Below are 26,704 nucleotides of genomic sequence, written 5' to 3'. Positions count from 1 at the left end.
TCTTTTCCAAACGCCTTTTTTGCTCTCCACTGTTTACGCCTAGCCTGTTAACTAGCAACCAGAACTCCCAAGCCCTCTCAACCTCAAACTCTCCTACTCTAAAACTTATAATAAACTCCTACTCTTATTCCAAAAGGACTTCCAGGAGTATAGGTAAGATCCGTAATAGGTTCTGCTTCTCCTTTTAATTGGGTTTCCGTAGCAAATTGAGCTTCATTCCATTTTACATTGAAAAGATTATTAAACTGGATATTCGCACCCCATTTCTGGCGATTGTAAGAAAGCATCAGGTCATTCACGAAATACGCTTTTGTTCTGATGCTATTGTCTTCTACAGCAGGTCTGGCTCCAAGATAGCGGTACTGAAGTCCCAAAGAAAATCCGTTTAGGAAATCCCAGTTTACCGATCCTGTACTGGTAACTACGGGGGCTAACGGAACATAATCCTGACCTTTTTCTTCTTCGGTAAATCTTGCGTGAGAATAATTGATATCAGCATTCAGGTAGAAGTTTTCCAACGGCTGAAATCGGATTCCCAAATCAGCTCCGAAACGTCTTGATTTTCCCGACGGCTCTACTACTGCGTCGTCTCCTACATATACAAATTCCTGTTGCAAATCCATATACCATAAAGCAGGGGTGATAATCAACGATTTGAATGGATGCAACCTTACTCCGAAATCTGCGCCAATAGAATATGGAAGTGTATTATCATTTTTATTGGTAACCACTACCCTCATATCATTAGAATGGAATCCCATTCCCGTTTTCAGGAACCACATGACATTGTCATTTTGAGCATAAGAAAAATTAAGCTTAGGACTCAGCCTTGTTGCTTCTTTAGAGTCTCCGGAAGGTAATTGTTCAGGATCCAGCAGGTTATGCATATTGAAGATAAAGTGATCGACTCTTAATGCCGGATTGATGGTCCATTTTCCGGTTTTCCAAACTAAACCTGAATAAGCGTGGAGATTGGTTTCTGTGCCGTTTACATCAGACACCCTGTCGAGCAACATATCTCTATGATAAACATGATTTAGCTGCAATGTATTGATATCATCATTTCTTAATCCAATTCCGGAAATCCAGTTCAATGAACTATTTGGAAGGGAGAAAGTCTTGGTATATTTCACTTCTGCTCCATAGATATTTCTTCCGTCTGTTTGTTGGATTTCATCACCATGATCTTTATCTTTTAAATAAAAAGTAAAATCAGAATACAGATTGAAATTATATTTTGAATAAAAAGCCATTGCATCGATCTGCTCAGAAGGAGAAATAATATGCTTAAAATTCATCTGAAGGTTGGTTCTGGAAGTTTTTCCACCTTCAGTAGGATCTATACTTCCCCATCTTGTAATGATTCCTTGGTTTACTGCACGTTCAGGAATTTGTCCTGATGCATTCCATGAAGAATTGAATGTTGAAAATTGGATATTGAAATAGTCTTTATCCGTAAACCATTGGTTATATTTTCCGAAAATATTAACTCTGTTGAAGTTCTGCTTTACGTCAAAAGGACCATCTGTATAATTATATTCCGCGGCGACATAGGCGTTTTTTCTTCCCAAATCATCATGCAGAATATTGAACATTCCCAATACTCTTTTAGAATTGAAAGATCCTCCTTCTAGTTTCACCATACTATTTTTCAAGCCATTATACGTTTGAAAATCAACATATCCTGCGGTATTGAAATCTCCGCGATCCATATAATATGCACCTTTCCCAAAATCTATATTATTGACTGTTTCAGGAATCACAAAGTGAAGATCAGAATATCCTTGTCCATGGGCGTGAGATACAATATTCACCGGCATTCCGTCTACATTCACACTTACATCCGTACCATGATCAGCATCAAATCCTCTTAAAAAAAGCTGTTCGGCTTTTCCTCCCCCTGCATGTTGTGCGATAAACAATCCCGGAACTTTTCTCAACAGATCCTGTGCAGAGTTCACCGGAAATTTATTCAAATCTACTTTAGTTATGGCAGACAAGAATGAACTATGATTAATGGCTACTTCAGAAATCTGAAAAGGCATATGTTGTAAAAAAATAACTTTATTTTTATCCTCATCGTTAGTTACGACCCATTTTACCTCATCATATCCCTGGTGGCTGATAACCAGTGTATCCGGAAGGGACTTAGCAGGGATGGCAAAACTACCATCTGTTCCTGTATGGGTGTGGTTGTTTCCGTGGTCATATTTTACCAATACATCTGCGATTGGAAATTTATCATCAGCATCTTTGATTAGCAACTGCTTTTCTGTTTCCTGCGCCATAATTTTTCCATTGAATGCCATGATTAGAAATGCCGCTGCTATTTTTGTTATTTTCATTTTTTGTTTTAATTAAATTAGATAAGAGATAATAGACGGAGAGATGAGAGACTGAAGATATTTTAATTTTAAGGTCAATGGTCAATTTTGCTTCGCAAGAGAATAGCGAATCCTTAATAACTAATGAAAAGATAGAAACCTTGAACTTTAAACATTAAACCTTGAACATTTATTTACTCTACTCTAAAACCCTCAAACTCTATCACTCTCAAACTTAAGTCTACGCTTTAGTTTTAATAAATATTTTTTGAATTAAAAGAGTGATCCACGTTCCTGCTACAAACGGGAAAGTAAATACTCCTCCAACGATATCCAGATAATGATTATCTATTAAGAAATCATCGATTGCAATGGTTAAAAGAACAGCAATAAGTACCCATAAGCCATCCGTTTTTTTAACCCCTGAAAATACAATCGCTGAAAGCACTGCATTAAATCCAAATAATCCCATATGAATTTCTTTAACAGGTTCTCCATTCCACTGTGATAATCCTGCTCCCAAAATAGAAGCTGCCAGTCCGTATAATGCTGCTACCGGCGAACTGATGAAAACAGCGAGAAAGAAGATCATTCCTGAAAGTACTCCTCCCTGAAATATGACTTCACCAAAACCATTGGTACAGGTAAGAAAATCATCATATTTTGAAGGAATAACCTCAGTGCTCAACATCGCAGAGGGCGGAATATGAGTGAAATGATGTAATGCAAATACCAATATCCATGTGATCATAATAAAAGGAAAAGTAAATACCGGAATTTTCTTTTGGATAAAGAAATGCTGAATAATTGCAGCCAATGCTCCACCCAATATAATAAGACCCCAAATTAATATGGTTGTTTCGAATAGGAAAGCCAACGCTACTCCTACCAATGCTGCACTGAAACCATACAACCCGGCATTGATTTCAGATTTGTCATATTTAAGTTTCATGGCCGTAAAAGTTCCGGCAGCAGTCGAGATTAGTACGGCAACACCACACTGCCAGCTTCCCATAAATATTCCTATAAGGAACAAAAGTCCGGTCCATCTGTTTTCCTGCAGCATAATCTGTCCTATACCTTTTAAAACATTGTCTAAAAAAGGTAGTTTTTTGAAAAATTCGTTCATAGTTTTTTTAATTGTAATAATGTTTGTAGTTAAATAGACAAGAGATGTAAAGATGAGAGGTGATAGACGAAGAGATGATAGATATTTTAATTTTACATTTCAATAGTCAATTTTGCTTCGCAAGTGAATGATGAGTTGTTAATTATTAGTAAAAGAATGACAACTTTAAACTTTAAACTGTTTCACTCTCAAACTCTACGACCCTAAAACGCTCAAGCTCTGCAATACCTTACCACCCGAGAAAGACCATCCCAACTCCGCAGACTGTTACCACAGCGCCACTTACGACTCCCATGTATCTTTCCAGTTTATCCGTATTGAATAATGTTGAATAACCGTAACGCCCTAACAGAACCATTCCAAGCATAGTCAACACAGTAGTTGCAGTAAATGAAGTCACCAATACTGTGATCTCAGACATAGAGTGTTTTACTCCTGAATAAAATAGTAAAGGGATTAAAGGTTCACTTGGCCCCATTACGAAGATCATGAAAAGTACAAGCGGAGTTACTTTTATTCTTTTTTGAGGCATTACCACTTCACTATGATTATGTTCATAAACGTAAACATCATCTCCCATGACATCAAAATGCTTATGAGGCTTATTTCTGATCGCCTGGATCAAACCATACACTAAATATACTCCTCCAAAAATCAACAATGCCCATCCTGAGAAGTTTCCTCTGATATCCTGAAACCAGGAGATTTTATTCAGCTGCCAGCCTAAAAATACTCCAACAAAACCAAGAATCAGGGAACTCAGAACGTGTCCAAGCCCACAAATTACGGTTAATATTGCGGTTTTCATTCCGCTCCATTTCTTGGATTTTGAAATCACGATAAAAGGCAGATAATGATCCGGCCCTGAGGCGGTATGTATAAAACTTATTGAAACGGCACTTAAAAGTAATGCCCAAACTGTACTGTCCATTTTCTATTAATTCTGTTGTTTCAGATTCTTTTTTATGTTTTGGCTAAAGCCAATGGATGGTTTCTTTTTATTTGCGCGGGCTTCCTTCGGCTAAGCTCAGGATTATAACCCGCTTCTATTGAATAGATGCTCTCTCAGATTTTGGAGATTACGCTGATACCAGCCTTGTCAAGGTTTAAAACCTTGACAAGGCTCTCAACTCTCAAGACTCTTCCTTATTTTATTCCAGCGACCAAAGGATTTCCTGAACATACAGGAAGAAGTTGTACATCAATTCTCCACCGTGTCCTAAAGCTCTTACTACAAAACCATTGTCTTCCATTGCTGATACTCCTACTTCCATTTCTTCAATATGCTGAGCAGCTGATTCAACAATCTCTTCGATCAATCCATTTTTATCTACATTTTCCTTTGTACTGTAGAAGATTAAAGTTCCCTGATGGGTATACTGCTCCAGATTACCAATACTGCTGATCGGAATCAAGTCAGGTTGGATCACAACATTATCTTTTACTACCAATTTATTATTGTGATAAATCTCCATAAGATTCTGAAAACGCTTCAATTTGAAAACCTCTCCATAATGCTTTCTTCCACACGTAATGATCTCACTGATGATGATCTGACTGTTTTTCCCGATATGAACATTGGCTTTACTTTTAAAGTTGGAATCTTCATGGGGAACAATAGGGTGAGGAACATAAGCAAAAGAAGTGTCATCCTCCATGGTTACATTTAACTCCTGAACAGCCTTATCTTTCATATTGAAAAGCCTCTGATATGATTGTGACTGCAGTTGAAGTGAAGCTCCTTTTTCAAGGGCTACCTCCAGATGATAATGGTCACCATCCAGAATTCCCGGAGAAGAGCTCATTACCATCTGATAGAGCTTTTTGTCACTTTTTCTCTGCCCTACAGAAACTACTCTGAAAGGAAGAGAGACATAAAGATCTTTCACATATGATTCTCCTCCCTTGAATCCTGCGATAATATTTAAACGACTATTCATTTATCTTACTAAGTTCGGTTCTTCAATTTCTTCTAAAAGAGCATATTTTTTGATCCACCCGATCACTTTATCTAACCCTTCATCTGTTTTAAGGTTGGTGAAAACAAAAGGATTTCCTTTTCTCATTCTTCTGGCATCGTTCTCCATCACTTCAAGGCTGGCTCCAACATAAGGGGCAAGGTCAATTTTATTGATGATCAATAGGTCTGATCTTGTAATACCGGGACCTCCTTTTCTAGGAATTTTCTCTCCTTCCGCAACGTCAATAATGAAGATGGTAACATCGGCAAGGTCTGGGCTGAAAGTCGCTGAAAGGTTGTCACCTCCACTTTCAATAAGAACCAATTCTATTTCTGGGAAACGTGCAGCCAATTCATCTACTGCTTCAAGATTCATACTGGCATCTTCACGGATCGCAGTGTGAGGGCAACCTCCTGTTTCTACCCCGATAATTCTGTCGTGAGGAAGAAGACTGTTTTTAGCCATAAATTCAGCATCTTCTTTAGTATAGATATCATTGGTGATTACTCCAAGATCGTAAGTCCCGAATAATTTTCTGCTTAAACGTTCTAATAATGCAGTTTTTCCTGATCCTACAGGGCCTGCTACTCCTACTTTTATATATTTTCTGTTTTCCATTTTTTTAAATTTTACTTTGTTTGTTTTTTAACGCTGAGAGCGCTAAGATTTTTTGATTGATTGTGAAGATTTTTCGTTCGCAAGGGCATTTCACTCAGCTAAGGTTATTCACATTTTGCTCTTTTGTCTCTTTTAGGACATATAAAGTCTTGAATACAACCTTTCGTGCTGCATACATCGGATGTCAAAGGCTGTATTACAAAGTCCTACCAGATCTCTGTCCAGTTCTATTGTTTCTCTAACTGTTTTTTCCATGACAGGATATAAAGTGAATAGGATGTCCTGCCCATCAAGCTGTCCCAGAGGAACCAGCTTTACTGCGTTGGTAATCATTCCGGCAACCGAGGTATAATAGAATCCTAACAATGCTTCGTATAAAGGAATCTTCATTAAGTAAGCATACACTCCAAAAACGATACAGTAATGAGAGTTAGCTTCTTTATTCTGAACTGCCTTTTCAAATGCTTCCATGAAAGGAAAACTTTCCCTTCTTTTAAATATTTTTATTAACCTGAGACCTAGCTTCTGGCTGGCCTGGCGGATTTCTTTAGGACATTTTATCGCATTACATTCATTATCAAGATCCAACAGAGTCTGTAAATCTCCATTTTCAGCTGCCTGATAAGCCAGTTTTACAAAAGCCCCATCATTGAATTTAAGATTGTACTGAAGCATGTTCTGTACAAATTCTTTTGCAGTTTCCACATTATGCACGATTCTTTCCTGTACATACGTTTCAAGTCCGTTGGAGTGGGTATATCCACCGATAGGAAGCGTTGGGTCTGCCAAATGAAGCAATCCTGATAAAAAATTGATGTTCATACTATTATTCATCTTTCGGGGCTGCCATTTTTAAGATTTTGGTAAAAATTGTAGAACCCAGACTTCCATGTCCATGAGGTTCTACATTCGATTTAAGAAGGTTCAGTAGTTTTACGGATTGTTTTTCCGGTTTAAAACCACTTGCTTCCAACCATCTGAACATGGGCATCTCAAACGGAAGCAATACTTTATCCTCCTGAATGAAAAGCGGAATATGCTTGTTTCCGATTTCATAACATACCGTTCCCATTTCCAATAAAGATCCGGGAACCATTACGATTGCCTCTGTTTCCAGGACATTGATCACAATTACTTTTTCTGCATCCTCAAAAAGAATATCACCTTCACGCAAACGTTGTCCTTCCTTAAGGAATTTGATAGCAACATCAACACCTTGTCTTGTTTTTTTGCGTTGAATTCTTTTGGTGGTTTCAAACCATTCAAGATCCAGATAATCTATATTCTTTTCCGTAGGATTTTCGGTGAGATTGCCTATGGTTTGATTAATTATCATTTTTAGTTGATTTTTTTCTGAAGTCTAAGTTTTTAGAAATGCCTACCCCGAATGTTGAACCACTGATTCCAGCCACATAGCTTTTCGTCCAACCTTCTTCTTTGGTTTTCGTCTGAAGCATTGAAAGCTCTGCAAACTTGAATTTCAGAGCCCAACCTCCACCTAGTAAGATCCCGATCAAAGGATAAGCGCGAAGACGGAACCCGTTAAAGTTTTCCATAGCATCAGCTGCCATCGTCTGCTGTTGTCCCCAAACGTAATGAGCATCCACCTGCCCAATCAATACAAAGTATTTCCCAAGCATTACAGATGGGCTATACCAAACTCCGGCTTCATTCTGTTTGTATACAACATTATGATTCACAGAATTTTGAGAGTAAGCATAATTAACCCCGATCAGGTCATTATTATTGATAAGGTATCCTACTCCCAGAGGTGCACTGGAAACGGTACTACTGCTATTGGTTGGAGTAGTAACTTTCGAGTAATCTAATGAACCGTAAACCATAAATTGCCCTTTTGGCCCATCTTCATCACTTTTTAGTCTGTGCCCCCCTAAAAACTGAGCGCTCAAATTCCCTGAAAATATAGACATTCCAGCCAGAGCAAGAGAAAAAACTGTTTTATTTAAATATTTCATTCTAAACTTAGTTCTATAATTGTTTTACATTCTATGGTGATCAATTTTAAATAATAAATAAAGGGAGTGCCTGAAAATTCAAATTATTTGGCTTTTGTCATTCTGAACGAAATATAATGTAGTGAAGAATCTCAATAGAGTTATCAAGGAGATTCTTCCTTCGTCAGAATGACATTTTCAGACACTCTGCTTTAAAATTTATCTTAGAACAAGTAATACAACTGTGTTAAAGGAAGTGTTTCTGCCGGCTCACAAGTGATGTATTCACCGTCTACCGTTACTTTATAGTTTTCAGGATTCACTTCAATTAAAGGAGTCTTATCGTTATGGATAAGATCTTTTTTACCAATATTTCTACAGTTTTTTACCGGAAGAATCATTTTTTCTAAGCCGTAAGAAGCAATCGTTCCGTTGTCGATAGAAATCTGAGAAACGAAGTTCGCACAGATACCATATTTTGCTTTTCCGTGAGCTCCAAACATATTTCTGTAAATAATTGGCTGTGGGGTAGGAATAGAAGCGTTAGGATCTCCCATTTTTGCAGCAATTACAAATCCTCCTTTTACAATCATTTCAGGTTTTACTCCAAATAATGCCGGTTTCCAGATGACCAAATCCGCTAATTTTCCTTCTTCAATAGATCCCACATATTCTGAAATACCATGTGCAATAGCAGGGTTGATGGTATATTTAGCCACATATCTTTTTGCACGATAATTGTCATTCCCGTGATCTTTATCTTCTGCTAAATCACCTCTTTGCTCCTTCATTTTGCTTGCAGTTTGCCAGGTTCTTGTGATCACTTCCCCTGGTCTACCCATAGCCTGAGAGTCAGAACTCATGATACTGAAAACTCCCATATCATGAAGGATATCTTCTGCTGCAATCGTTTCAGGACGGATACGCGAATCTGCAAATGCTACGTCTTCAGGAATGTTTTTACTCAGGTGATGGCAAACCATCAACATATCTAAGTGCTCATCAATGGTATTAACGGTATAAGGACGTGTAGGGTTTGTAGAAGCCGGTAATACGTTTGGATACATCGCTGCTTTGATGATGTCCGGCGCGTGGCCTCCGCCAGCACCTTCCGTATGGAATGTGTGGATTACTCTTCCGTTGATCGCTCTCATTGTATCTTCCAGGAATCCTCCTTCATTTAATGTATCAGTGTGGATAGCCACCTGAACGTCGTATTTATCTGCTACTTTTAAAGCGGCATCAATCGTTGCAGGCGTTGCTCCCCAGTCTTCGTGGATTTTTACTCCTAAAGCACCCGCTTCAACCTGCTCTTCGATAGGCTCTTCTGCAGAACAGTTTCCTTTCCCGAAGAATCCTAAGTTCATTGGATATTCTTCTGCTGCTTCAAGCATTTTCTGCATGTTGAATCTACCCGGAGTTACCGTTGTAGCGTTTGTTCCATCATTTGGTCCTGTTCCTCCTCCAATCATAGTTGTGATACCACTATATAAAGAGGTTTCGATCTGTTGCGGACAGATGTAATGAATGTGGGTATCAATACCTCCCGCAGTTACAATATATCCTTTTCCACCGTGAACTTCAGTAGAAGCACCGATGATCATGTTCGGAGATACTCCATCCATCGTATCAGGGTTTCCTGCTTTACCGATTCCTACGATTTTACCGTCTTTAATTCCGATATCACCTTTTACAATTCCCCAGTGATCGATGATTACTGCACCTGTGATACAAAGGTCAAGAACCCCTTCATCTCTTTTAGCAGTAACATTCTGTCCCATACCATCACGTACGGTTTTACCTCCTCCGAAAACGGCTTCGTCTCCGTAATGCGTGAAATCTTTTTCGATTTCAATAATAATTTCAGTGTCTCCCAGTCTGATTTTATCTCCGGCTGTAGGCCCTAATATATTGGCGTATTGTTTTCTGTCTACGTTTAAGCTCATCTTACTGATTTTTAAAGTTTAACTCCTGAACTTTTGCAAGGCTTACTTTTTTCTGATCTTCAGAATCTACCTGGCCATCAACAAGGTTATTGAAGCCCATTGCTTTTTTGGTTCCTCCTATTTCTACCAATTCCACTTCTTTTTCTTCTCCCGGTTCGAAACGTACTGCAGTACTTGCTACAATATTCAGTCTCTTTCCGAAAGCTTTTTCACGGTCAAAGCTCATTGCTTTGTTTACTTCGAAAAAATGGAAGTGTGAACCTACCTGAATAGGACGGTCTCCTGTATTGGTTACTTTGATCTTTACAGTTTCTCTGCCTTCATTGCAGATAATAGTGCCTTCTTTTACAAAAATTTCTCCTGGTATCATAATCAATAGGAATTAACGGATTGGGTTGTGTACGGTTACCAGCTTCGTTCCATCAGGGAATGTAGCCTCAATCTGAACATCGTGGATCATTTCTGCCACGCCAGGCATTACATCATCTTTAGTTAAAAGATTAGCGCCTTCCTGCATCAGTTCAGCTACTTTTTTTCCGTCTCTTGCTCCTTCAAGCAAAAAGTGACTGATCAATGCGATTGATTCTGGGTAGTTTAATTTAAGGCCTCTCGCCTTTCTTTTTAGAGCCAGCTCTCCTGCCAGAAATAGCATAAGCTTTTCCGTTTCTCTCGGTGTTAAGTGCATAGTATTTTTATTTAAAATTGGACAAACGATATCCTGTTCATCTTTCTGAAAAGACAAATAGATAGGTTCAAAAATGTAAAAAGGGAAAATGATGCGTACGGATCAGTATTGTAAAATACAGACCATAACAAATCATTAGAAATTATAAAAACAAGATTAGCAGCCCGCTATCTGCAAGGCATGGTACAGAATGTACCTTGGTGCTGTAATATAAACACGGTTTTGAACGGCCGCAACCGAAGTATTAAAAGTATACTTTGCAAAGAAGTAATTGAGCCACTGCTGTGCAAGTATGGAATAATCAAATTTTACTTTCTCCCAATCGTTGGAATCCTGAACATCCTGTGCGTCTGAAAAGCTATACATTTCAGGCTGAGTCTGTTGATCCGATTTTTGTTGAAGGAGATGAATTTTTGATAAGAAATCAGAGTATGATTGAGTTTTCCCTTTATGTGCAAAAAGGCCTGCACATAAAGCTGAGAAAAATAATATAAAAGAGAAAAATATGACTCTTTTTTTCATACCTGTTAATAATGGTGTAAAATTAGAATAATCCGAAATTATAGGCTATCAAAAAAATTATTTAAAATGTTCAAAATCGCAACAAATGTAATTTTAACTAAATTTCACATTTCCCCATAAATCCCTTGTTTACAACACTTAATAGCCATCCAACAACTATGACAACTATTTTATTGTCTCAATTCCCACAATTATAACAGCTTAAACGATTTTTCCTTTCCATTTAAAGATTTCAATAAATGCATTAAACATCTTCAATATTTTATGTTAAAAAAATGATATAATCCACACATTAATTAATAATAAATTTTATTTTACAAAAAGAAGCACTATTTTTTCTTTCCTTATAATTATCGTAAATTTGTATACATATACTTTTAATAAAAAAATAATACAACGTAATATGTCAAAAGCAATTTCGCAAGTACCATTAGCGGTAAACGAGCCGGTAAATTCATATGAACCGGGATCTCCAGAAGTTAAAAGCCTTATCGACACCTATAAAAAGATGTGGGCTGAGAAGGTTGAAATCCCAATGATCATCAACGGAAAAGAAGTAAAAACTGACAAAAAAGTACAACTTCAGTCTCCTCAGGATCATGCTCATGACTTCGGATTTTACTACCAGGGTGGTATGCAGCATGTGGATGACGCTATCAATGCGGCATTGGCAGCTAAAGAAGCATGGAATGCACTAGGTTGGGAACAACGTGCAGCAATTTTCTTAAAGGCAGCTGATCTATTGGCTGGTCCTTACAGAGACGTAATCAATGCAGCTACAATGATCGGACAGTCTAAAAATGTACATCAGGCTGAAATTGACTCTGCTTGTGAGTTCATCGACTTCTTAAGATTCAACGTAGAGTTTATGACAGAAATGTATGCTGAACAACCTGTTTCTGATAATGGAATCTGGAACCGTGTTGAATACAGACCATTAGAAGGGTTCTGTTTTGCAGTAACTCCATTCAACTTTACAGCGATTTCAGGAAACCTTCCTACTTGTATGGCAATGTTAGGAAATGTTGTAGTATGGAAGCCTTCTGATAAGCAGGTTTATTCTGCAAAAGTAATCATGGATGTTTTAATTGAGGCTGGTCTTCCTGCCGGAGTTATCAACATGATCTTTACTGATGGTAAAGAAACTGCTGAGAAAGTATTAGCTCACAAAGATTTCGCAGGTCTTCACTTTACTGGATCTACAAAAGTATTCCAGGGAATGTGGAAAATGATCGGTGATAATATCCACAACTACAGAACATATCCAAGAATCGTTGGGGAAACTGGTGGTAAGGACTTTGTAATTGCTCACCCGTCTGCAAACGTTGAAGCAGTAGCGACTGCTCTAGTTAGAGGAGCTTTTGAATACCAAGGGCAAAAATGTTCTGCAGCTTCAAGAGCTTATGTTCCTAAGTCTCTTTGGGCTGATGTGAAAAAAGTAATGGAAGCTCAGATGGCAACGATTAAAATCGGTTCTCCTGAAGATCCATCTAACTTCGTTAACGCAGTAATTGACAAAAATTCGTTCGAGAAGTGTAAAGGATACATCGACAGAGCGAATGCTTCAGGTGAAGCTACTGTGGCAATCGGTGGAAAATATGACGATGCTAAAGGATGGTTTGTACACCCGACAGTAATCGAAACTACAAACCCTCAATACGAAAGTATGGTAGAAGAGATCTTCGGTCCAATCCTTTCTGTATTTGTTTATGAAGATGCAGACTGGAAAGAAACTCTTAAAGTAGTGGATTCTTCCTCTCCATATTCATTGACAGGTTCTGTATTCTCTCAAGACCGTTACGCAATCGCTGAAGCTTACAAAGCTTTAGAAAATGCATCAGGTAACTTCTACATCAACGACAAGCCAACTGGTGCCGTAGTAGGACAACAGCCTTTCGGTGGTGGTAGAGCTTCAGGAACTAACGATAAAGCCGGTTCTAAAATGAACCTCCTAAGATGGACATCTGTAAGAAGCGTGAAAGAAACTTTCGTTTCTCCAAAAGACTACAAATATCCATACCTAGGGTAATTATAAGTAATGAGTAATAGGTAATGAATAATTGTTGCCTGTTTTTTAAATAAAGCCTCGGAATTTCGGTTTCGGGGCTTTTTTTGTGGAAGTTTCGAGTTTGAGGGTTTGAGAGTAGGAGAGTTTTAGAGTGAGAATGTTTAAAGTTTAAGATTATCATCCTTTCATTGATGATTGAGTTTTTTTTCTTTCATCACTATTCATTTGCAAAGCAAAATAGGCCATAGCCTCTTAAGTCTGCAATGTCTCTCATCTATTCGTCTATTATCTCCTATCTTCCCCTAATACTAATACCCACACCCTCTCACTCTAATACTCTAGCACTCTCAAACCCTCCCACCCTAGCTTACCTAACATCTTTTAACAAACTTTACCTATATTTTACGACTTCCCTACCCTTATTAGGAATAATAGTTGTTTTTTCATCTGTACACCCCAAAATAAAATAGTATGAAAAAGTTATTGCTAACAGCCATCGGAATAGGAATATTTGCAGTGGGCTGTGGAACCAAAGAATCATCTATGTCAACAAGTAATCGTGATTCAACAGCGATAGATACTACACGAAAAAGTGTATCACCTAGCACAACCGATACCATGACTACAAAAATGACGAATCCTGACAGTATCAAGATGAAAAGAGATTCAATGGTCACCTCTCCTGTCAAGTAGAATTATATAACGTTCAATTTAAAATGGAAAATCTGCAGATGAAAGCGCTGCAGATTTTTTTATTTTATTTTCTTAAAAGTAGTTCCTCCTTGCATATCCATCACTACTCCATTTACATTTCCTTTATCATCAAGTGTAAAATTAAAGTCGAAATCAGGATTCATCTGTTGTGGTACTTCTTCGGTCAGCTTTGATGAAAAAAGATCATACTGACGATGTACCAGTATAAATTTAAATGTCGGAAAGGTTATATACAGACTATTTCCTTCCTTTGAAATGATAAAAGTTCCATATCCTTTATTTGAATATTCTCCACAATAGGCATCAAGGTCATGAGTTGACCTTTTCTTTTCATTAATTACGGTTTGAATATTTTTATCCGGCTTTATAATATCATACTGTTCTTTTTCATAAGAATAAGGCTTTTGATGATCCAATCCCAGCATACGAATGGAGATCATATTCGCAATGGTATTGGATAAATCAGAATTATGTTGATTAGTTAATACCGCAAGACCAAACTTTTCTGCCGGAAATAAAAAGACATCAGAAGTAAAACCGGACACCCCTCCGGAATGCCAAACTTTATAATGACCTTTAAAAATCTGTGTAAACCAGCCATAGCCGTGTCCAAACAAAAAGTTTTTTTGATCCGGTTCTTTCGGAGGTGTTCCGTCGATCATTGTTTTAGCACTCATTGCATGGGTTGCAAATTCCTTTGAAAGAAGAGATTTATTTTCAAATTTCCCATAATTAAGCCAAAGCCTGATCCAGTTTGCCATATCTGTTGCCGAGCTATTAATAGCAGCTCCGGGTTTGTCATTATCAGGCTTTTGGAATAGCAATTTTTCAATATGATGCTGATACAGTCCATAAGGATAAGAAAAGTCTTTTTGCTTCACCATCTCATCAATTGATGTGTTACTGTTAGTCATTTTCAGAGGAAGAAATATTTTATCTCTAATCAGTTCGTCCCAACTTTTACCATTGACCTGTTCTGCAATTGTTCCCAGCATAAGGTATCCAAAATTACTATACTTCCAACTATTTTTAGGTTCCCCATTTTCTTTTAAAAAAGGAAGTCGTTGCATCAGATCTATTCGTTTAGCTGCTGGAAAGAAAATATATGTTCCGTCAACACTTCCTAAACCACTTCTATGCTCCAGTAAGTCTTCAATTGTGATCGAATTATTCATTCTGTCTGTAGCAAATACCAGGGAAGGGATATATTGAGAAGGTTTGTCTTGAACGGATATTTTCTTTTCATCGGATAGCAAACCAATTAAAGCAGATGTAAATGGTTTAGTATTACTTCCGATCCCGAAAAGGGTATTAGAAGTTACAGGAAGCTTATTTTCATAATCTCTGTATCCGTATCCTTTGGAATAGATTATTTTATCATTTTTCACAATGACGACGGATATTCCCACTGCTTTGTAGTCATTTAAAATTTTATTGATTTCTTCATCAAGGCCTTTTAAATTCTCTTTTGTTTCCTGACTAAACATTAAACTAACTATCAAAAAGTTCAATAAGTAAATCACTTTTTTCATATTCTTATTTTTTAATGTAGATGGAGAAATAAAGTTATGAATAATAGTTTTTCATTGGTTTTCATTCTCAACAATTGAAGACTCTCTAATAAGTAGTAAAATATTCTCATTTATTACATGAAAAAATATTATTCTAATAATAACCTATCAATCATAAATAAAAATCTTATTATTTTAGTATATTTGATCATATTAAACACCAAAAAATATATTATGAAAAAATTCTGGATAGGAGCTATTCTGGGAGTCGTTTTCCTTGGAAGTTGTGCTCAAAATAAAGAAAAAAGAGAAGAATTTAAAGCAGCTCACGATAAAGATTCACTAAGAAACAGAATGGGCGATTCTGCTGTCGCTAACTCTGAACCGGTACCAGCAACACCGGATACTTCAAAAGCAAAAACCGATAGTATTAAAGCTAAATAAATCACAAATCCACAGAAAACTGTGGATTTGCACTTAAAAAAACTTGACTGAAAAAAAACCGGGCAATCAACCCCGATTGTATTGTATATTCTTTGATTTACTATTTTGTTTTAGAAAAAAAACAAAAGGAACTATGTCTATTTCATTGATGAAATATACACGTTCCATATCTAAATTTCATGGTTTGGTTTAGTATCTACCCTTATTTCAAGAAAAATAATATTCCGCTAAAGATAAAAGAAATGAGCTTCAGTAGGATTGTGATCATGTTCTGTAAGACTGTCGCAAAGATATAACAGGAGCGGTCTTACAGAAAATAATAGGTTATCCATTTTCGTGAAAATAGCAATAGAGAATTAAAAAAGAGACTTCTATTTAACTATTTTCGTGAAAATGAACATTATGATCTATCTGATTTTCAGAATCAAGATATTTAATATAAGAGGAGGGAGAAAAATCTGTCACGGCTTTGAATACCGCAGCAAATTTACTGTGTGAAGAAAAACCACATTCATCAGCAAGGATACTGATTTTATATTGTCTGTATTTTTCATCATTGATGAGTTTGTCTACAATATAATTAATCCTTAAACGATTGATGTAGGTTTTAAAATCAGCACTTTTATGCTGATTGATTACATAGGAAAGATATTTGGTATTGGTATTAAGTTCTCCGGCCAAAAAAGACAAAGACATTCCTTTATTATTATAAAGGTTTCCTTTTTCAAATTCTTCTAATAGTTCCAATAATTTTGATTCGGTCTCTGAAGTCATCAGAGAGTCATTTCTTCTTCGGTCTACTCCACTGTCATCAATTTCTTCCACAGAAATATTGGAAAATTCAGAATCGTTCAGTGGCTTTAAAATCTGACTATTACTATTGGTAGGTTTGGATTTCAGCTGCGCTCTTACCATATTTCTGAATTTTGAACGCATTTTTTTCTGTCTCGTTCTAATGAATATGATAAGCCCTACTAGTGATACAAACAATATAACAATGGCAACATTTTTTGCCACACTCATCTGTACTCCTTTTATGTTATTACTTTTACTTGCTGATGAATTATCAGGGATTTTAACTCCAAACCCTTCATTCCGTGCAGCTATGCTGTCGTATGCTCTTACATATTTGACGGCATATAATGAGGCTTTAAAGTTGTCACCGGTACCTTCATAATAATCATTGATATTAGAATAAACTGCTTTCTTAAGTTTAATACTTCTTGAAGTATCTGCAATTTTTTCAGCCTTTTTAAGATACAGTTCGGCTTCATTCCAATTTTTCTGTTTCACACGAATTCCTCCCAGTCCATTGTAGACCAAGCCTAAAATACAACTTCCTTTTTTCAGCAATTGCTCTGCTTTTCGATAATAATCTTCAGATATGGTATAATCATTAAGCTTAAAATAGACATCACCCAGCAACTGGTAAGAAGCAGCAACGGTCCTATCTTCATTCTGACTGTTTATTTTTGCAAAGTATTCAAGAGAAGATTCAATATATTTTATGGCAACAGGATAATTCCCCAGCTCCATTTCATAATAGGCCATTTCCTGGTTAAGCAGGCCGAGCATCTCGTTTCTTTTTTGAGGATCTGTAATTTGTTTTGAAGATTCCAGCCCTTTTACAATATACTTTTTTGATCTTTCCCGGAGGCCCACCTGTCGGTATTGCTTGGCCAATAGTCTGCTGATATAGGCCATCCATCCAGGATCATTCATTTGGTTGATTAATGAATGGGCATTTTCACCATAACATATGGCTTTTTTAAATTCTCCTGCATAGTGATATAATTCTGAAGAAAGAATTAAACTCTTTACCTTCTCTTCCGGCTTTTGTGCCGACATATAAAGAGAATCTGCTGTTCTTATTGCTTTGGGGAGGTTTTTATGGGCAGTTATAACAGATGTTTTTTCGCAAATCTGTTCAAAGCTGCTTTTTTTCTGTGCCGATAAAGGAACAGTGATGATCAGTAAAAACAAAAGTATCAGACTTCTAGACATAAAAAAAATAAATTATTATTTTATAATAACTCATCATCTTTTCACGGGTGTCTTTTTGTTTTTTACAAAATTACTAATATTTTACTTTTTATTAAAATATTATCCTGTAATTTAATTATTTAAATCATGAATAGAGGATATGTTTATTTTAATAACAAGATATAAATAATAAATTATTCTTTTTCTTCTACAAAACACATATTCATGAAATACAAAGCTTTTATGCAATTATTTTAAATATAAACGATTCTAATGTCATCATATTTATTACATTTGCAATGAATAAAAAGTTTTTATGAAAAAAATAACACTATTTTCTTCTTTATTTATAGGAGCCCTTGCATTGGCCCAAGGAATCAAATTTGAAGACAGTAACTTTGCCACTATTCTGGCTAAGGCGAAAAAAGAAAACAAGCTGGTCTTTGTAGATGCTTATGCATCATGGTGTGGCCCTTGTAAGCTTATGGCAAAAAACATCTTTCCACTACAGACAGTAGGTGATTATTATAATTCTCACTTTATCAATGCTAAAATTGATATGGAAAAAGGAGAAGGAGTTGAGCTCGCAAAAAAATACAATGTAAAAGCATTTCCTACCTATTTATTCATTGACGGAAATGGTGAAGCAATACACAGGACATTAGGATATGTGGAGGAAAAAGACTTTATCCAGTTTGCTAAAGATGCCGAAGATCCTACCAAAAGGCTTACTTCATTAAAACAGCAGTTTGAAAAAGGAGAAAAAAACCCTGAGTTTTTAAAGAATCTTGCAATACTTACAATTTATAACGATGCCGATTTCTCCGGTAGAGTTCTAAACCGTTATTTTGAACAAAAAACAAACTTGGATCAGGAGGATGTTCAGTTGTTACTTGCAGGAGCACAAAGCACAGATACTCCTTTATACAAAATGTTCCAGGACAAGAAAGCCGATATTGTAAAGTTCATCCCTGAAGATAATTATAACAAGCTTGACAAAAATATCAAACTGAATACCGTTGCTAAAAAAGCTTATAATCCGGATACAAAAATCTGGGATGATAACTACTTCATGACTGAAACTCAAAAATTCCTAAGCAAAGAGGAAGCAGGCAAGATTCTAAAAAGAATGAAAGCAAACAGAGCTTTAAAGAACAAGGATATTCCTGCTTATGAAAAATTAATCATGGAACTGTATGAAGATACTTCTGCCGCAAGCTCTGAAGAGCTAAATTCTCTGGCATGGAATTTCTTTGAAAATGTAGATAATAAAGCTTCTCTTGCAAAAGCGATTATCTGGGCACAAGAATCTGTAAAGAAAGATCAGAATTATGCCAATACGGATACGTTGGCCAATCTTTACAATAAAATCGGAGATAAGAAAAATGCGAAGATATGGGCTCAGAAATCTATAGAGCTTGCAAAAAGCTCAAAACAGGATTCTTCTGATACTGAAAAATTATTAAAAAGTCTTTAAGTACAAAGAGGCAGTCTCATCAAATCTAAGAGACTGCCTCTTTTATTTTGTGTTTAAAAGGATCAGTTGCAAAACTTGGGGACTAGATAAAAAATTAGTTAATCTGAAGAAAAAAAGAATTATCTTTTTACTCCTCTAAGCTTTATACTGAAATTTGATTTAAACGCAAAGACAAGATTCAATTCATTATTAATAAGGGAGCTAAGAAAGCGACAAAAGTCGCTGATGAAGCGATGTAGATATACGTACGCTTAGAAAGAATCAATACAATTGATTCAGTCTTCGCTTCCTAAAATACAACACCGGATAATAGAAATCCTTTGCGTGAAATTTTAAAATTAAACAGATCTAAATTTCTAAGCCCCACAACTCTTGCTCTTGATCCATTTAAAAATATGTATATAGATCGAGGATTATTATTGTCCTAAGTATATAAAAGTATTCACAGTCAGATAGGCTGATCTATTATCCAATGCTTGGGAAGACCCTCCTGTCGGAACATTGGCCGTAGCTGAAAAGTTATGATTATGGACACCGCCAACAGCAGTATTCGGCAATGATCCAATTCCTCCCCAGGCAGCATTGTTCGGTGCATTACCTACTAAATTTCCGGTACCATTATTACCTACCGTAGTTCCTCCCAGCAGAAAGCCACCTGCTCCTGCAGCATGATTATGACTCCCTGCATCCGCTGTTGTCCCTGATACAATTCCGGACAGGTTGACAGCAGGTAAATTAGCTTGGGTCAGCTTCAGCACATTAGTACCTCCAATATCACCAAGATTTTCTATTATACTTTTTGTTTTCAAAACTCTGTCTGTTGCATCAGGAATATTAATGGTAAATCCTAAAAAATTAGCTGCAGACTGAGCATTTGTCGGAAGTGAAGAAACCTGCCTTCCATTTAATAAATACCAATTGTCATGATCTGTTATCTGTAGAGAATTTTTTATGTCCCCTACATGATACGTTGTAAACAAACCGGGTCGGGATTGCATACTTTGCCATACTTTTCCATCAAAATAATAATAACCTTCGGACTGAATATTCATTGTTTTTGCTGAGGGTATACCTACTTCCGATGTTGCATACACCATATTCCCTTTCTGATCGGTGGTATACTGTGCATCTCCTGCTTTAATCTGATCACCGGTGAGCCGCGGAGCAATAAACCCTTCCGGTTTGCTGCCATCCGTTGTCTTTGCAACAACATCAAGTGTTGATTTTGGAACATTGGTATTAAGACCTATCTGACCAAATAAAGCCTGTGCCAATAACAAACAAGGTAATAAACTTTTCTTTTTCATGGTTTTTCTTATTAGTTATACAAAATTAAATTTCAAGCATAAAAAACAATAACAAACTGTATAGAAGTATATTACAAAATCATAACAAGTATATTGACAAACAATATCCAATTAATGCTACAAATAAAAAAAGCGAACAAAAATGCCCGCTTTTCATTATATATTATAAAGAGATTAGTATTCAAATAAAACACTTCCCCAAGTGAATCCACTTCCAAAGGCTGAAAGAAGGACAAGGTCTCCTCTTTTGATTTTACCTTGTTCAATCGCTTCACTTAAAGCAATCGGAATAGAAGCAGCTGTTGTATTTCCGTATTTCTGGATATTATTGAAAACTTTTTCATTGGGTAGTCCGAATTTTTCCTGAACAAACTGAGCTATTCTCAAATTCGCCTGATGTGGAATAAACATATCAAGATCTTCAATCGTTTTTCCGGCTTTATTCAAAGCTTCCATCATGGTTTCCGGGAATCTTGTCACTGCATGTTTGAATACAAAATTTCCATTCATGATCGGATATACTTCTTTATTGGTAACATTTTCAGGGTCTTTTCTCATTCTGTCGCTCCAACCGAATTTAGAACCAGGGAATTGGGTACAAAGATCATCTGCATATTTTCCTTCAGAATGCATATTTACAGCCAGAACGTCCCCTGCATTATCATCTTCTGTTGCAGAAAGAACAATAGCTCCGGCACCATCACCAAAAATGACAGAAACCCCTCTACCTTCATCAGAAAAATCCAATCCGAAAGAATGGACTTCCGCACCTACAACAAGAATATTCTTGTAAGTTCCGGACTTAATAAATGCATTGGCCACACTCATAGAATATACAAATCCTGAACATTGATTTCTGACATCCAAAGCTCCGATAGTATCACATCCTAACATATCCTGAAGTAAAACTCCACATCCTGGAAAATAATAATCCGGAGAAAGTGTTGCAAAAACAATGTAATCGATGTCTTTTGAAGTAAGACCTGCATTCTGAATTGCTTTTTCAGCAGCCTTATATCCTAAATAAGCACTGGTTTCCTGAGAATCATATCTGTTTTTTCTATGTCTTCTCTCCTTGATACCTGTTCTTTCTGTGATCCATTCATCATTAGTAGTCATTAGTTTAGCTAGATCATCATTTGTAACAACGTTATCTGGAACATAAAATCCGACTCCTTTTATTGTACTTTTAATCATATAGTTTTTTAATTTTGGCAAAGATAAAACTTATTTAAAACATAGTATTTCAAAATATTAGTATTTTTACTTTATGCCAATTGATACGATATACAGAAGCTCCCAATGTGAATGGGTAGATGTAGAGTCTCCTACAGCAGAAGACCTGAAATTTCTTCATGAAAGATATGAGATTAATAATCTTCTTTTAGAAGATACCATAGACCCTAATCATCTCCCTAAATATGAAGAAGACGGAAATGTAAAATTTTTCTTACTCCGTGAAAGTACAGAACTGGAAAGGAAAAACCTTAACACCATTAGTGATATCAGTACCAAGATAGGAATTTTCCTACTGGGTAATACGATTATTACCATTCACAGGATGAAAACCCGAAGTATCACGGAGACCAAAAAGAGGCTTTCTATGGTACAGGAAGATGCTAGTCCTCAAAAAATAGCTTTAATGATTGCCATATTGATCATGAAAAGTTTTGATGACGAATCAGTAAGTTTACTGGAAACCATGGATAATATTGAAAATGAAATTTTCCTTAAAAATACCAATCATACAAGCCAGATTCGAAGATTGTATAAACTAAAACGAAAATCTGGATTGAATTCCCGGGTATTGGTAATTTCGACGGATGCCATTGATAAATTCAAATTATTGGATTTACAGGATTCCGAAATTGTGGATTTAAAAGATAAACACAAGGATGTGGTTGCGGATTTTGATCATTTAAATATACAGATTACCAACCTTATCTCCATGTTTTTGGCTCTTTCGGATCAAAAGGCTAACCAGGTCATGAAAGTCTTGGCAATCTATTCCGTTTACTTTTTACCAATAACTTTTATTGCCGGTGTGTATGGAATGAACTTTGAAAATATGCCGGAACTTCATCATAAGCACGGTTATTTTATCACATTAGGGGTAATGGCGACAGTAGTGATCAGTACGTTTATTTATGTGAGACGCAGACAGTGGTAATTTTGTAGGTATACGATCGTATATTATTTTTTAAGACGCTAAAGATTTCATCTCTCGCTAATTTTGCTGATTTCGCAGATGATTATAATAAAAAATCCTTGATTTTTAAAACTTAAGTGCTCTAATTTTTTTGTGACTTTTGTGGTTTGGTTTTCCCACAGATAACACGAATCTACACAGATGTTTTTGCTCGCAGATTAAACTGATAAAGTTGATCTACTTAAAAATCTTTGATTTTTAAAACTTATGTGAACTTCTATGCATAAAGCTTTAAACTTAAAAAATTACTTAAGTGCTTAATTCTTTTGTGACTTTTGTGGTTTGGTTTCCCACAGATAACACGAATCTGCACAGATGTTTTTGCTCGCAGATTAAACTAATAAAGCTGATCTACTTAAAAATCTTTGATTTTTTAAACTTATGTGAACTTCTATACATAAAGTTTTAAACTTAAAAATTACTTAAGTGTTTTAATTCTTTTGTGACTTTTGTGGTTTGTATTTTTTGACCAAAGCATGCTAGCAAAAATATTATCTGCAACTAATAATTAGTGAATTGTTCCTAAGTTCATAAATAAATATTAATTTAGAGACTGCTTCATCTACGGTTCTTGATGACGAGAGATGAAAGGGCTTTGCCATCACCACATCATAACAATACTATGAAAACTGAAGACCTTTATAAAATCCTGGAAGACCCTTCTCTTTCAAAGAATTCCAAGGATAAGCTTGCTGCTTTACATCAAAAGATTTCATCTAAAGAATTTTCGGATCTTCTGGATGAATACGGTCATCAGTATGTAGAATTTGTACAGGAAGGAGGTGGTGTTTGGGGAAGTGCTCTGGTAGGTTATCTTTATGGATTGGAAGTCTTTGGAATTCGTTTTTTAAAAGTAGCGGGAACGAGTGCAGGAGCGATCAATACAATGCTTATCGCAGCTTGCAGAACAAAAGAAGATGCTAAGAGTGATGTGATTAAGGATATTTTGTTCAATTGGGATTTCGCAGATTTCATGGATGGAAAGACATATGTAAAAACGACCCTTCATGCGATGCTGAACAACAAAAATTTCTTTAAAATTAATGCGATTATTATCGCGATATTTATTGCTATTTTGGTTGCAACTCCTTTTGTTATTCCTTCAGAAACGACATTCAATGCCAAACTGATGTTTCTTATTCCCTTGATTCCTGCTATCATTTTATTTTTTTGCATCAAAAAGCTTTACAATAACTTCAGAAAGGAGAATAGCGGATTGAATCCCGGAACCGTATTTCTAAACACCATGCAAAACGCATTGGATGGTTTTGGAATAAAAACAGTCGCCAGCCTTAATGAAAAGTTTATTCGCAAAGAATATGACCTTAACCTCAATTACCGTTATGGAAACAAACAAGAGTATTATACCATAACGCTCCAAAGCATCGAAAAAATTAAAACCAAAAATCTGGAACACATCGATCAGACCAGGTATAAAATTTTTTATGACAGTGCAGCGAATAATGATTATTATAAAAACAACCCTTTTTATCAATTAAGATCCGAGTATGTAGTCATTACTACAGATATCAATGCTAAAATAAAAGTAGAGCTTCCTACAATGGCCAATTTATATTGGTCAGAAGAAGAATTAAAACATACCAGTCCTGCCGAGTTTGTAAGGGCCTCCATGTCTGTTCCTTTCTTTTTTGAACCCTTTCAGAAAAGAATCAATAAAGAGGAAGATTCTGTAAAATACGCATGGAAATTCTGGTTGAATACTAAAAAGGAAGATATTAATCCGGTTGGTATTTTTATTGACGGGGGCAGTATTTCCAACTTTCCTATTGATCTTTTTCATGCTGATGAAGTCTTCCATCCAAGACTGCCGCTTTTTGCAGTACAATTAACCAGTGATTCCGATATTCTTTCGGAAAGAGGAAAAACCAGTGAAGAAATCATGAAAACGCCTTTTACTTATGCTGGAAACATCATCAATACTCTAAAAGGCTTTAACGATAAAACTTTTCTTACCAAACATAGTTTTTACCGCTTATATAGTATACAAACCATTAATTGCGGAACGAGCAGCTGGCTGAATTTCTTTATGAAAAAAGAAGAAAAAGAGGATCTCTTCAACAGAGGTTTTCAGGCTGCCTTGGATTTCCTCAATCAGTTTGATTGGGAAAAATATAAATACGAAAGAATGCTGCTTTCTATGAAGGAAAAGAAAATATTGAAGGAAGAGGATACACCAACGGTGGGATAAAAATAAAAAGAGGGCTCAAAAGTCAGGTAATTTGGCTTTTAAGATACCCCTCTTCAAATTTTATTACAGATCTTATAATTGATCGATAAACTCCAAATACATTGGAACACTTCTTTCGATCCATTCATCAGAGGAATCTCTTTCTATTCCGTAGTAGACAAAGGGTTCTTTGTATTCTGCTTTTATATAATCAAAGGTCAGCTCATAAGGTCTGAAAAGCTCATTCATAGTGTACTTGTATTCTCCGGAAGCACTGTAACCTTCTTCATCAATTCCTGTGGTAACCGCCAGGGTCATTTTTTTACCTTCAAGCTTATATCCGCTATTACTTCCATAGGCCCAACCGTACAGAACCACTTCATCTAACCATTGTTTTAAAAGTGGCGGACTGCTAAACCAGTAAAAAGGAAACTGGAATACAATTTTATCATAAGATTCCATCAATTGCTGTTCTTTAAGAATGTCGATTTTTCCTTCGGGATAAGCTTTATATAATTGATGTATTGTATATTTTTCAGGGTGTTTTGCTAATGCTTCAATCCATTTTTTATTGATTACTGATTTTTCTATATCCGGATGGATGATAATAATTAAGGTCTTCATTGAGTTTAAATTTCTGTCACAAAAATACAATGTATAACTTACATTTTGTACCTTAGCTACCAATTGTATGGTACTATAAAAAATGTAAGTAATGACCAAAATAAAGGAAACATCCACCAATTTCTCTAATAAAAAGGTTCTTGCTAGCGAATGTCCGGAAGTCTATACTTCTAATCTTATTGGCGGGCAATGGACCTTGGCCATCTGCTGTTACCTGATTAATGGGAAATTGAGATTTGGAGAGCTCAGAAAAAAGCTTCCTAACATCACCGAACGTATGCTTACCCTTCAGCTTCGCCGGTTGGAAGAAGACAAAATTATCACCAGAACGATCTTTGCAGAAGTTCCTCCACGAGTAGAATATGAACTTACAGAGATCGGATATAAATTAAAACCTATTATTCTTGCGTTTGAAAAATGGGGAAGAGAACATCAATCACTTGTTGAAAAAGATAACAACAAAACTGATTGATTTTGACCACAAAACTTTTGTGGCTTATTTCATATCATGTAAACTTAAAAACTTATTTCGCTTCCTTTTCTTTCCACAAAGGTTTTTGGGCCAATACTTTCGTGTGAATCGGACAACTTTCGGCATGAGCCCCTCTAAGATATCCCGTACTCATCAGAAATTCATTAACAATTTCACCACCGGTAAATTTGAAGGTCTTTTTGAAAAGCTTCATCCACTCTTGCAGTGTTTTGGGATGATGATGTTCCAGCCATTTTTCAAAGGATCCGAATTCTTCTTGAAGTTCAACAATTGTTTTAGCGTTTTCAATGGCTGCATTTACCTTTAGTTTATTTCTGATAATCCCACTATCGTTCAAAAGTCTTTCACGATCTTCTTCCGTATATGCAGCAATTTTTTGAATATTGAAATTATGATAAGCTTTCCTAAAACTTTCTTCTTTTTTTAAAACAGTTTCCCAACTTAAACCTGCCTGATTGATTTCTAAAATCAACCTTCCAAACAATTCATTATCATCATGAATAGGAAATCCATAATAGTTATCATGATATCTTTTGTGTAGTTCCTTTCTGCTTTCGGGTTGCATTCCGTCGATGGCTAAACAATAACTCATTTTAATATCTGTTT

25 protein-coding genes are annotated in these 26,704 nt (G+C 36.0%); 7 read left to right on the top strand and 18 right to left on the bottom strand.

The genetic code is table 11. The features are described from left to right. Window positions 1-98: 98 nt before the first annotated feature. The 12 genes from CW752_RS11650 to CW752_RS11595 form a co-directional block, all read right to left on the bottom strand. Window positions 99-2,345 carry a TonB-dependent receptor gene (locus CW752_RS11650; protein WP_101239882.1) on the bottom strand — a complete coding sequence of 749 codons (2,247 nt, stop codon included), beginning with the start codon at window positions 2,343-2,345 and terminating at the stop codon, window positions 99-101. 220 nt (window positions 2,346-2,565) lie between these two features. Further along, complete coding sequence (locus CW752_RS11645) at window positions 2,566-3,453, bottom strand: urea transporter (RefSeq protein ID WP_101239881.1); 888 nt, start codon at window positions 3,451-3,453, stop codon at window positions 2,566-2,568. Window positions 3,454-3,682: 229 nt separating this feature from the next. Continuing rightward, complete coding sequence (locus CW752_RS11640) at window positions 3,683-4,384, bottom strand: hypothetical protein (protein ID WP_101239880.1); 702 nt, start codon at window positions 4,382-4,384, stop codon at window positions 3,683-3,685. Between the two features lie 220 nt (window positions 4,385-4,604). Beyond that, entirely contained in the window at window positions 4,605-5,393 is a 789-nt protein-coding gene (locus tag CW752_RS11635; RefSeq protein ID WP_101239879.1) for an urease accessory protein UreD, read from the bottom strand. After that, a complete protein-coding gene (gene ureG, locus CW752_RS11630) occupies window positions 5,394-6,032 on the bottom strand; it encodes an urease accessory protein UreG (RefSeq protein ID WP_047094673.1) in 639 nt (212 codons plus the stop codon). A gap of 132 nt (window positions 6,033-6,164) precedes the next feature. After that, the gene (locus CW752_RS11625; protein WP_101239887.1) at window positions 6,165-6,854 is read right to left on the bottom strand and encodes an urease accessory protein UreF; all 690 of its coding nucleotides are present in this window, start codon (window positions 6,852-6,854) and stop codon (window positions 6,165-6,167) included. A 4-nt stretch (window positions 6,855-6,858) separates the two neighbouring features. Next, window positions 6,859-7,368, bottom strand: a complete 510-nt coding sequence (gene ureE / locus CW752_RS11620; protein ID WP_101239878.1) for an urease accessory protein UreE — start codon at window positions 7,366-7,368, stop codon at window positions 6,859-6,861. After that, a complete protein-coding gene (locus CW752_RS11615) occupies window positions 7,358-8,008 on the bottom strand; it encodes a hypothetical protein (RefSeq protein WP_101239877.1) in 651 nt (216 codons plus the stop codon). Before CW752_RS11615 ends, ureE begins: the two co-directional genes overlap by 11 nt. Window positions 8,009-8,211: 203 nt before the next feature. Further along, window positions 8,212-9,933 carry an urease subunit alpha gene (ureC, locus tag CW752_RS11610; protein ID WP_101239876.1) on the bottom strand — a complete coding sequence of 574 codons (1,722 nt, stop codon included), beginning with the start codon at window positions 9,931-9,933 and terminating at the stop codon, window positions 8,212-8,214. 1 nt (window position 9,934) lies between these two features. Continuing rightward, the gene (ureB, locus tag CW752_RS11605) at window positions 9,935-10,303 is read right to left on the bottom strand and encodes an urease subunit beta (RefSeq protein ID WP_101239875.1); all 369 of its coding nucleotides are present in this window, start codon (window positions 10,301-10,303) and stop codon (window positions 9,935-9,937) included. A gap of 12 nt (window positions 10,304-10,315) precedes the next feature. Continuing rightward, a complete protein-coding gene (gene ureA, locus CW752_RS11600; protein ID WP_045499458.1) occupies window positions 10,316-10,618 on the bottom strand; it encodes an urease subunit gamma in 303 nt (100 codons plus the stop codon). A 156-nt stretch (window positions 10,619-10,774) separates the two neighbouring features. After that, on the bottom strand, window positions 10,775-11,140 hold the full coding sequence (locus CW752_RS11595) for a hypothetical protein (protein WP_101239874.1): 366 nt from the start codon (window positions 11,138-11,140) through the stop codon (window positions 10,775-10,777). A gap of 403 nt (window positions 11,141-11,543) precedes the next feature. On the opposite strand from CW752_RS11595, the gene pruA reads away from it, so the two are divergent. Both pruA and CW752_RS11585 read left to right on the top strand, forming a co-directional pair. Continuing rightward, complete coding sequence (gene pruA / locus CW752_RS11590) at window positions 11,544-13,169, top strand: L-glutamate gamma-semialdehyde dehydrogenase (protein ID WP_101239873.1); 1,626 nt, start codon at window positions 11,544-11,546, stop codon at window positions 13,167-13,169. A gap of 462 nt (window positions 13,170-13,631) precedes the next feature. After that, complete coding sequence (locus tag CW752_RS11585) at window positions 13,632-13,841, top strand: cytochrome C551 (RefSeq protein ID WP_228401715.1); 210 nt, start codon at window positions 13,632-13,634, stop codon at window positions 13,839-13,841. Between the two features lie 59 nt (window positions 13,842-13,900). On the opposite strand, the gene CW752_RS11580 is transcribed toward CW752_RS11585, so the two are convergent. Next, window positions 13,901-15,394, bottom strand: a complete 1,494-nt coding sequence (locus tag CW752_RS11580; protein WP_101239871.1) for a serine hydrolase — start codon at window positions 15,392-15,394, stop codon at window positions 13,901-13,903. 213 nt (window positions 15,395-15,607) lie between these two features. On the opposite strand from CW752_RS11580, the gene CW752_RS11575 reads away from it, so the two are divergent. Beyond that, the gene (locus CW752_RS11575; RefSeq protein WP_101239886.1) at window positions 15,608-15,817 is read left to right on the top strand and encodes a hypothetical protein; all 210 of its coding nucleotides are present in this window, start codon (window positions 15,608-15,610) and stop codon (window positions 15,815-15,817) included. A 375-nt stretch (window positions 15,818-16,192) separates the two neighbouring features. Here CW752_RS11575 and CW752_RS11570 read toward each other — a convergent pair whose 3' ends face one another. Beyond that, window positions 16,193-17,821 (bottom strand): AraC family transcriptional regulator, encoded by a 1,629-nt coding sequence (locus tag CW752_RS11570; RefSeq protein ID WP_101239870.1) that lies wholly within the window; start codon window positions 17,819-17,821, stop codon window positions 16,193-16,195. Window positions 17,822-18,116: 295 nt separating this feature from the next. On the opposite strand from CW752_RS11570, the gene CW752_RS11565 reads away from it, so the two are divergent. Then, window positions 18,117-19,277, top strand: a complete 1,161-nt coding sequence (locus tag CW752_RS11565) for a thioredoxin family protein (protein WP_101239869.1) — start codon at window positions 18,117-18,119, stop codon at window positions 19,275-19,277. 416 nt (window positions 19,278-19,693) lie between these two features. On the opposite strand, the gene CW752_RS11560 is transcribed toward CW752_RS11565, so the two are convergent. Both CW752_RS11560 and CW752_RS11555 read right to left on the bottom strand, forming a co-directional pair. Beyond that, window positions 19,694-20,584, bottom strand: a complete 891-nt coding sequence (locus CW752_RS11560) for a hypothetical protein (protein WP_101239868.1) — start codon at window positions 20,582-20,584, stop codon at window positions 19,694-19,696. Between the two features lie 174 nt (window positions 20,585-20,758). After that, window positions 20,759-21,781 (bottom strand): 3-oxoacyl-ACP synthase III family protein, encoded by a 1,023-nt coding sequence (locus tag CW752_RS11555; protein WP_101239867.1) that lies wholly within the window; start codon window positions 21,779-21,781, stop codon window positions 20,759-20,761. A 73-nt stretch (window positions 21,782-21,854) separates the two neighbouring features. On the opposite strand from CW752_RS11555, the gene CW752_RS11550 reads away from it, so the two are divergent. Further along, window positions 21,855-22,754 carry a CorA family divalent cation transporter gene (locus tag CW752_RS11550; RefSeq protein WP_101239866.1) on the top strand — a complete coding sequence of 300 codons (900 nt, stop codon included), beginning with the start codon at window positions 21,855-21,857 and terminating at the stop codon, window positions 22,752-22,754. A gap of 661 nt (window positions 22,755-23,415) precedes the next feature. Beyond that, complete coding sequence (locus CW752_RS11545) at window positions 23,416-25,002, top strand: patatin-like phospholipase family protein (RefSeq protein ID WP_101239865.1); 1,587 nt, start codon at window positions 23,416-23,418, stop codon at window positions 25,000-25,002. A gap of 72 nt (window positions 25,003-25,074) precedes the next feature. Here the strand turns inward: CW752_RS11545 and CW752_RS11540 are convergent, their stop codons facing one another. Further along, a complete protein-coding gene (locus CW752_RS11540; protein WP_101239864.1) occupies window positions 25,075-25,605 on the bottom strand; it encodes an NAD(P)H-dependent oxidoreductase in 531 nt (176 codons plus the stop codon). A gap of 91 nt (window positions 25,606-25,696) precedes the next feature. Between CW752_RS11540 and CW752_RS11535 the strand changes: the two genes are divergently transcribed. Beyond that, window positions 25,697-26,077, top strand: a complete 381-nt coding sequence (locus CW752_RS11535; protein WP_101239863.1) for a winged helix-turn-helix transcriptional regulator — start codon at window positions 25,697-25,699, stop codon at window positions 26,075-26,077. A 52-nt stretch (window positions 26,078-26,129) separates the two neighbouring features. Here the strand turns inward: CW752_RS11535 and CW752_RS11530 are convergent, their stop codons facing one another. Then, a complete protein-coding gene (locus tag CW752_RS11530; RefSeq protein ID WP_101239862.1) occupies window positions 26,130-26,690 on the bottom strand; it encodes a DNA-3-methyladenine glycosylase I in 561 nt (186 codons plus the stop codon). Window positions 26,691-26,704: the final 14 nt, after the last annotated feature.

It is taken from the genome of Chryseobacterium sp. PMSZPI, from assembly GCF_002835665.1.
GTDB lineage: Bacteria > Bacteroidota > Bacteroidia > Flavobacteriales > Weeksellaceae > Chryseobacterium.
Note: the sequence above shows the minus strand (reverse complement) of the source record. Positions and strands in the feature narration are given on the sequence as shown.

Coding starts and splice junctions, on each gene's coding strand:
- CW752_RS11650 (WP_101239882.1), bottom strand. CDS start 2,345: ATGAAAATAACAAAAATAGCAGCGGCATTTCTAATCATGGCATTCAAT.
- CW752_RS11555 (WP_101239867.1), bottom strand. CDS start 21,781: ATGATTAAAAGTACAATAAAAGGAGTCGGATTTTATGTTCCAGATAAC.
- CW752_RS11530 (WP_101239862.1), bottom strand. CDS start 26,690: ATGAGTTATTGTTTAGCCATCGACGGAATGCAACCCGAAAGCAGAAAG.
- CW752_RS11550 (WP_101239866.1), top strand. CDS start 21,855: ATGCCAATTGATACGATATACAGAAGCTCCCAATGTGAATGGGTAGAT.
- ureG (WP_047094673.1), bottom strand. CDS start 6,032: ATGGAAAACAGAAAATATATAAAAGTAGGAGTAGCAGGCCCTGTAGGA.
- pruA (WP_101239873.1), top strand. CDS start 11,544: ATGTCAAAAGCAATTTCGCAAGTACCATTAGCGGTAAACGAGCCGGTA.
- CW752_RS11645 (WP_101239881.1), bottom strand. CDS start 3,453: ATGAACGAATTTTTCAAAAAACTACCTTTTTTAGACAATGTTTTAAAA.
- CW752_RS11595 (WP_101239874.1), bottom strand. CDS start 11,140: ATGAAAAAAAGAGTCATATTTTTCTCTTTTATATTATTTTTCTCAGCT.
- CW752_RS11625 (WP_101239887.1), bottom strand. CDS start 6,854: ATGAACATCAATTTTTTATCAGGATTGCTTCATTTGGCAGACCCAACG.
- CW752_RS11635 (WP_101239879.1), bottom strand. CDS start 5,393: ATGAATAGTCGTTTAAATATTATCGCAGGATTCAAGGGAGGAGAATCA.
- ureA (WP_045499458.1), bottom strand. CDS start 10,618: ATGCACTTAACACCGAGAGAAACGGAAAAGCTTATGCTATTTCTGGCA.
- ureE (WP_101239878.1), bottom strand. CDS start 7,368: ATGATAATTAATCAAACCATAGGCAATCTCACCGAAAATCCTACGGAA.
- CW752_RS11565 (WP_101239869.1), top strand. CDS start 18,117: ATGAAAAAAATAACACTATTTTCTTCTTTATTTATAGGAGCCCTTGCA.
- CW752_RS11560 (WP_101239868.1), bottom strand. CDS start 20,584: ATGAAAAAGAAAAGTTTATTACCTTGTTTGTTATTGGCACAGGCTTTA.
- ureC (WP_101239876.1), bottom strand. CDS start 9,933: ATGAGCTTAAACGTAGACAGAAAACAATACGCCAATATATTAGGGCCT.
- CW752_RS11545 (WP_101239865.1), top strand. CDS start 23,416: ATGAAAACTGAAGACCTTTATAAAATCCTGGAAGACCCTTCTCTTTCA.
- CW752_RS11535 (WP_101239863.1), top strand. CDS start 25,697: ATGACCAAAATAAAGGAAACATCCACCAATTTCTCTAATAAAAAGGTT.
- CW752_RS11570 (WP_101239870.1), bottom strand. CDS start 17,821: ATGTCTAGAAGTCTGATACTTTTGTTTTTACTGATCATCACTGTTCCT.
- ureB (WP_101239875.1), bottom strand. CDS start 10,303: ATGATACCAGGAGAAATTTTTGTAAAAGAAGGCACTATTATCTGCAAT.
- CW752_RS11640 (WP_101239880.1), bottom strand. CDS start 4,384: ATGGACAGTACAGTTTGGGCATTACTTTTAAGTGCCGTTTCAATAAGT.
- CW752_RS11615 (WP_101239877.1), bottom strand. CDS start 8,008: ATGAAATATTTAAATAAAACAGTTTTTTCTCTTGCTCTGGCTGGAATG.
- CW752_RS11575 (WP_101239886.1), top strand. CDS start 15,608: ATGAAAAAATTCTGGATAGGAGCTATTCTGGGAGTCGTTTTCCTTGGA.
- CW752_RS11580 (WP_101239871.1), bottom strand. CDS start 15,394: ATGAAAAAAGTGATTTACTTATTGAACTTTTTGATAGTTAGTTTAATG.
- CW752_RS11540 (WP_101239864.1), bottom strand. CDS start 25,605: ATGAAGACCTTAATTATTATCATCCATCCGGATATAGAAAAATCAGTA.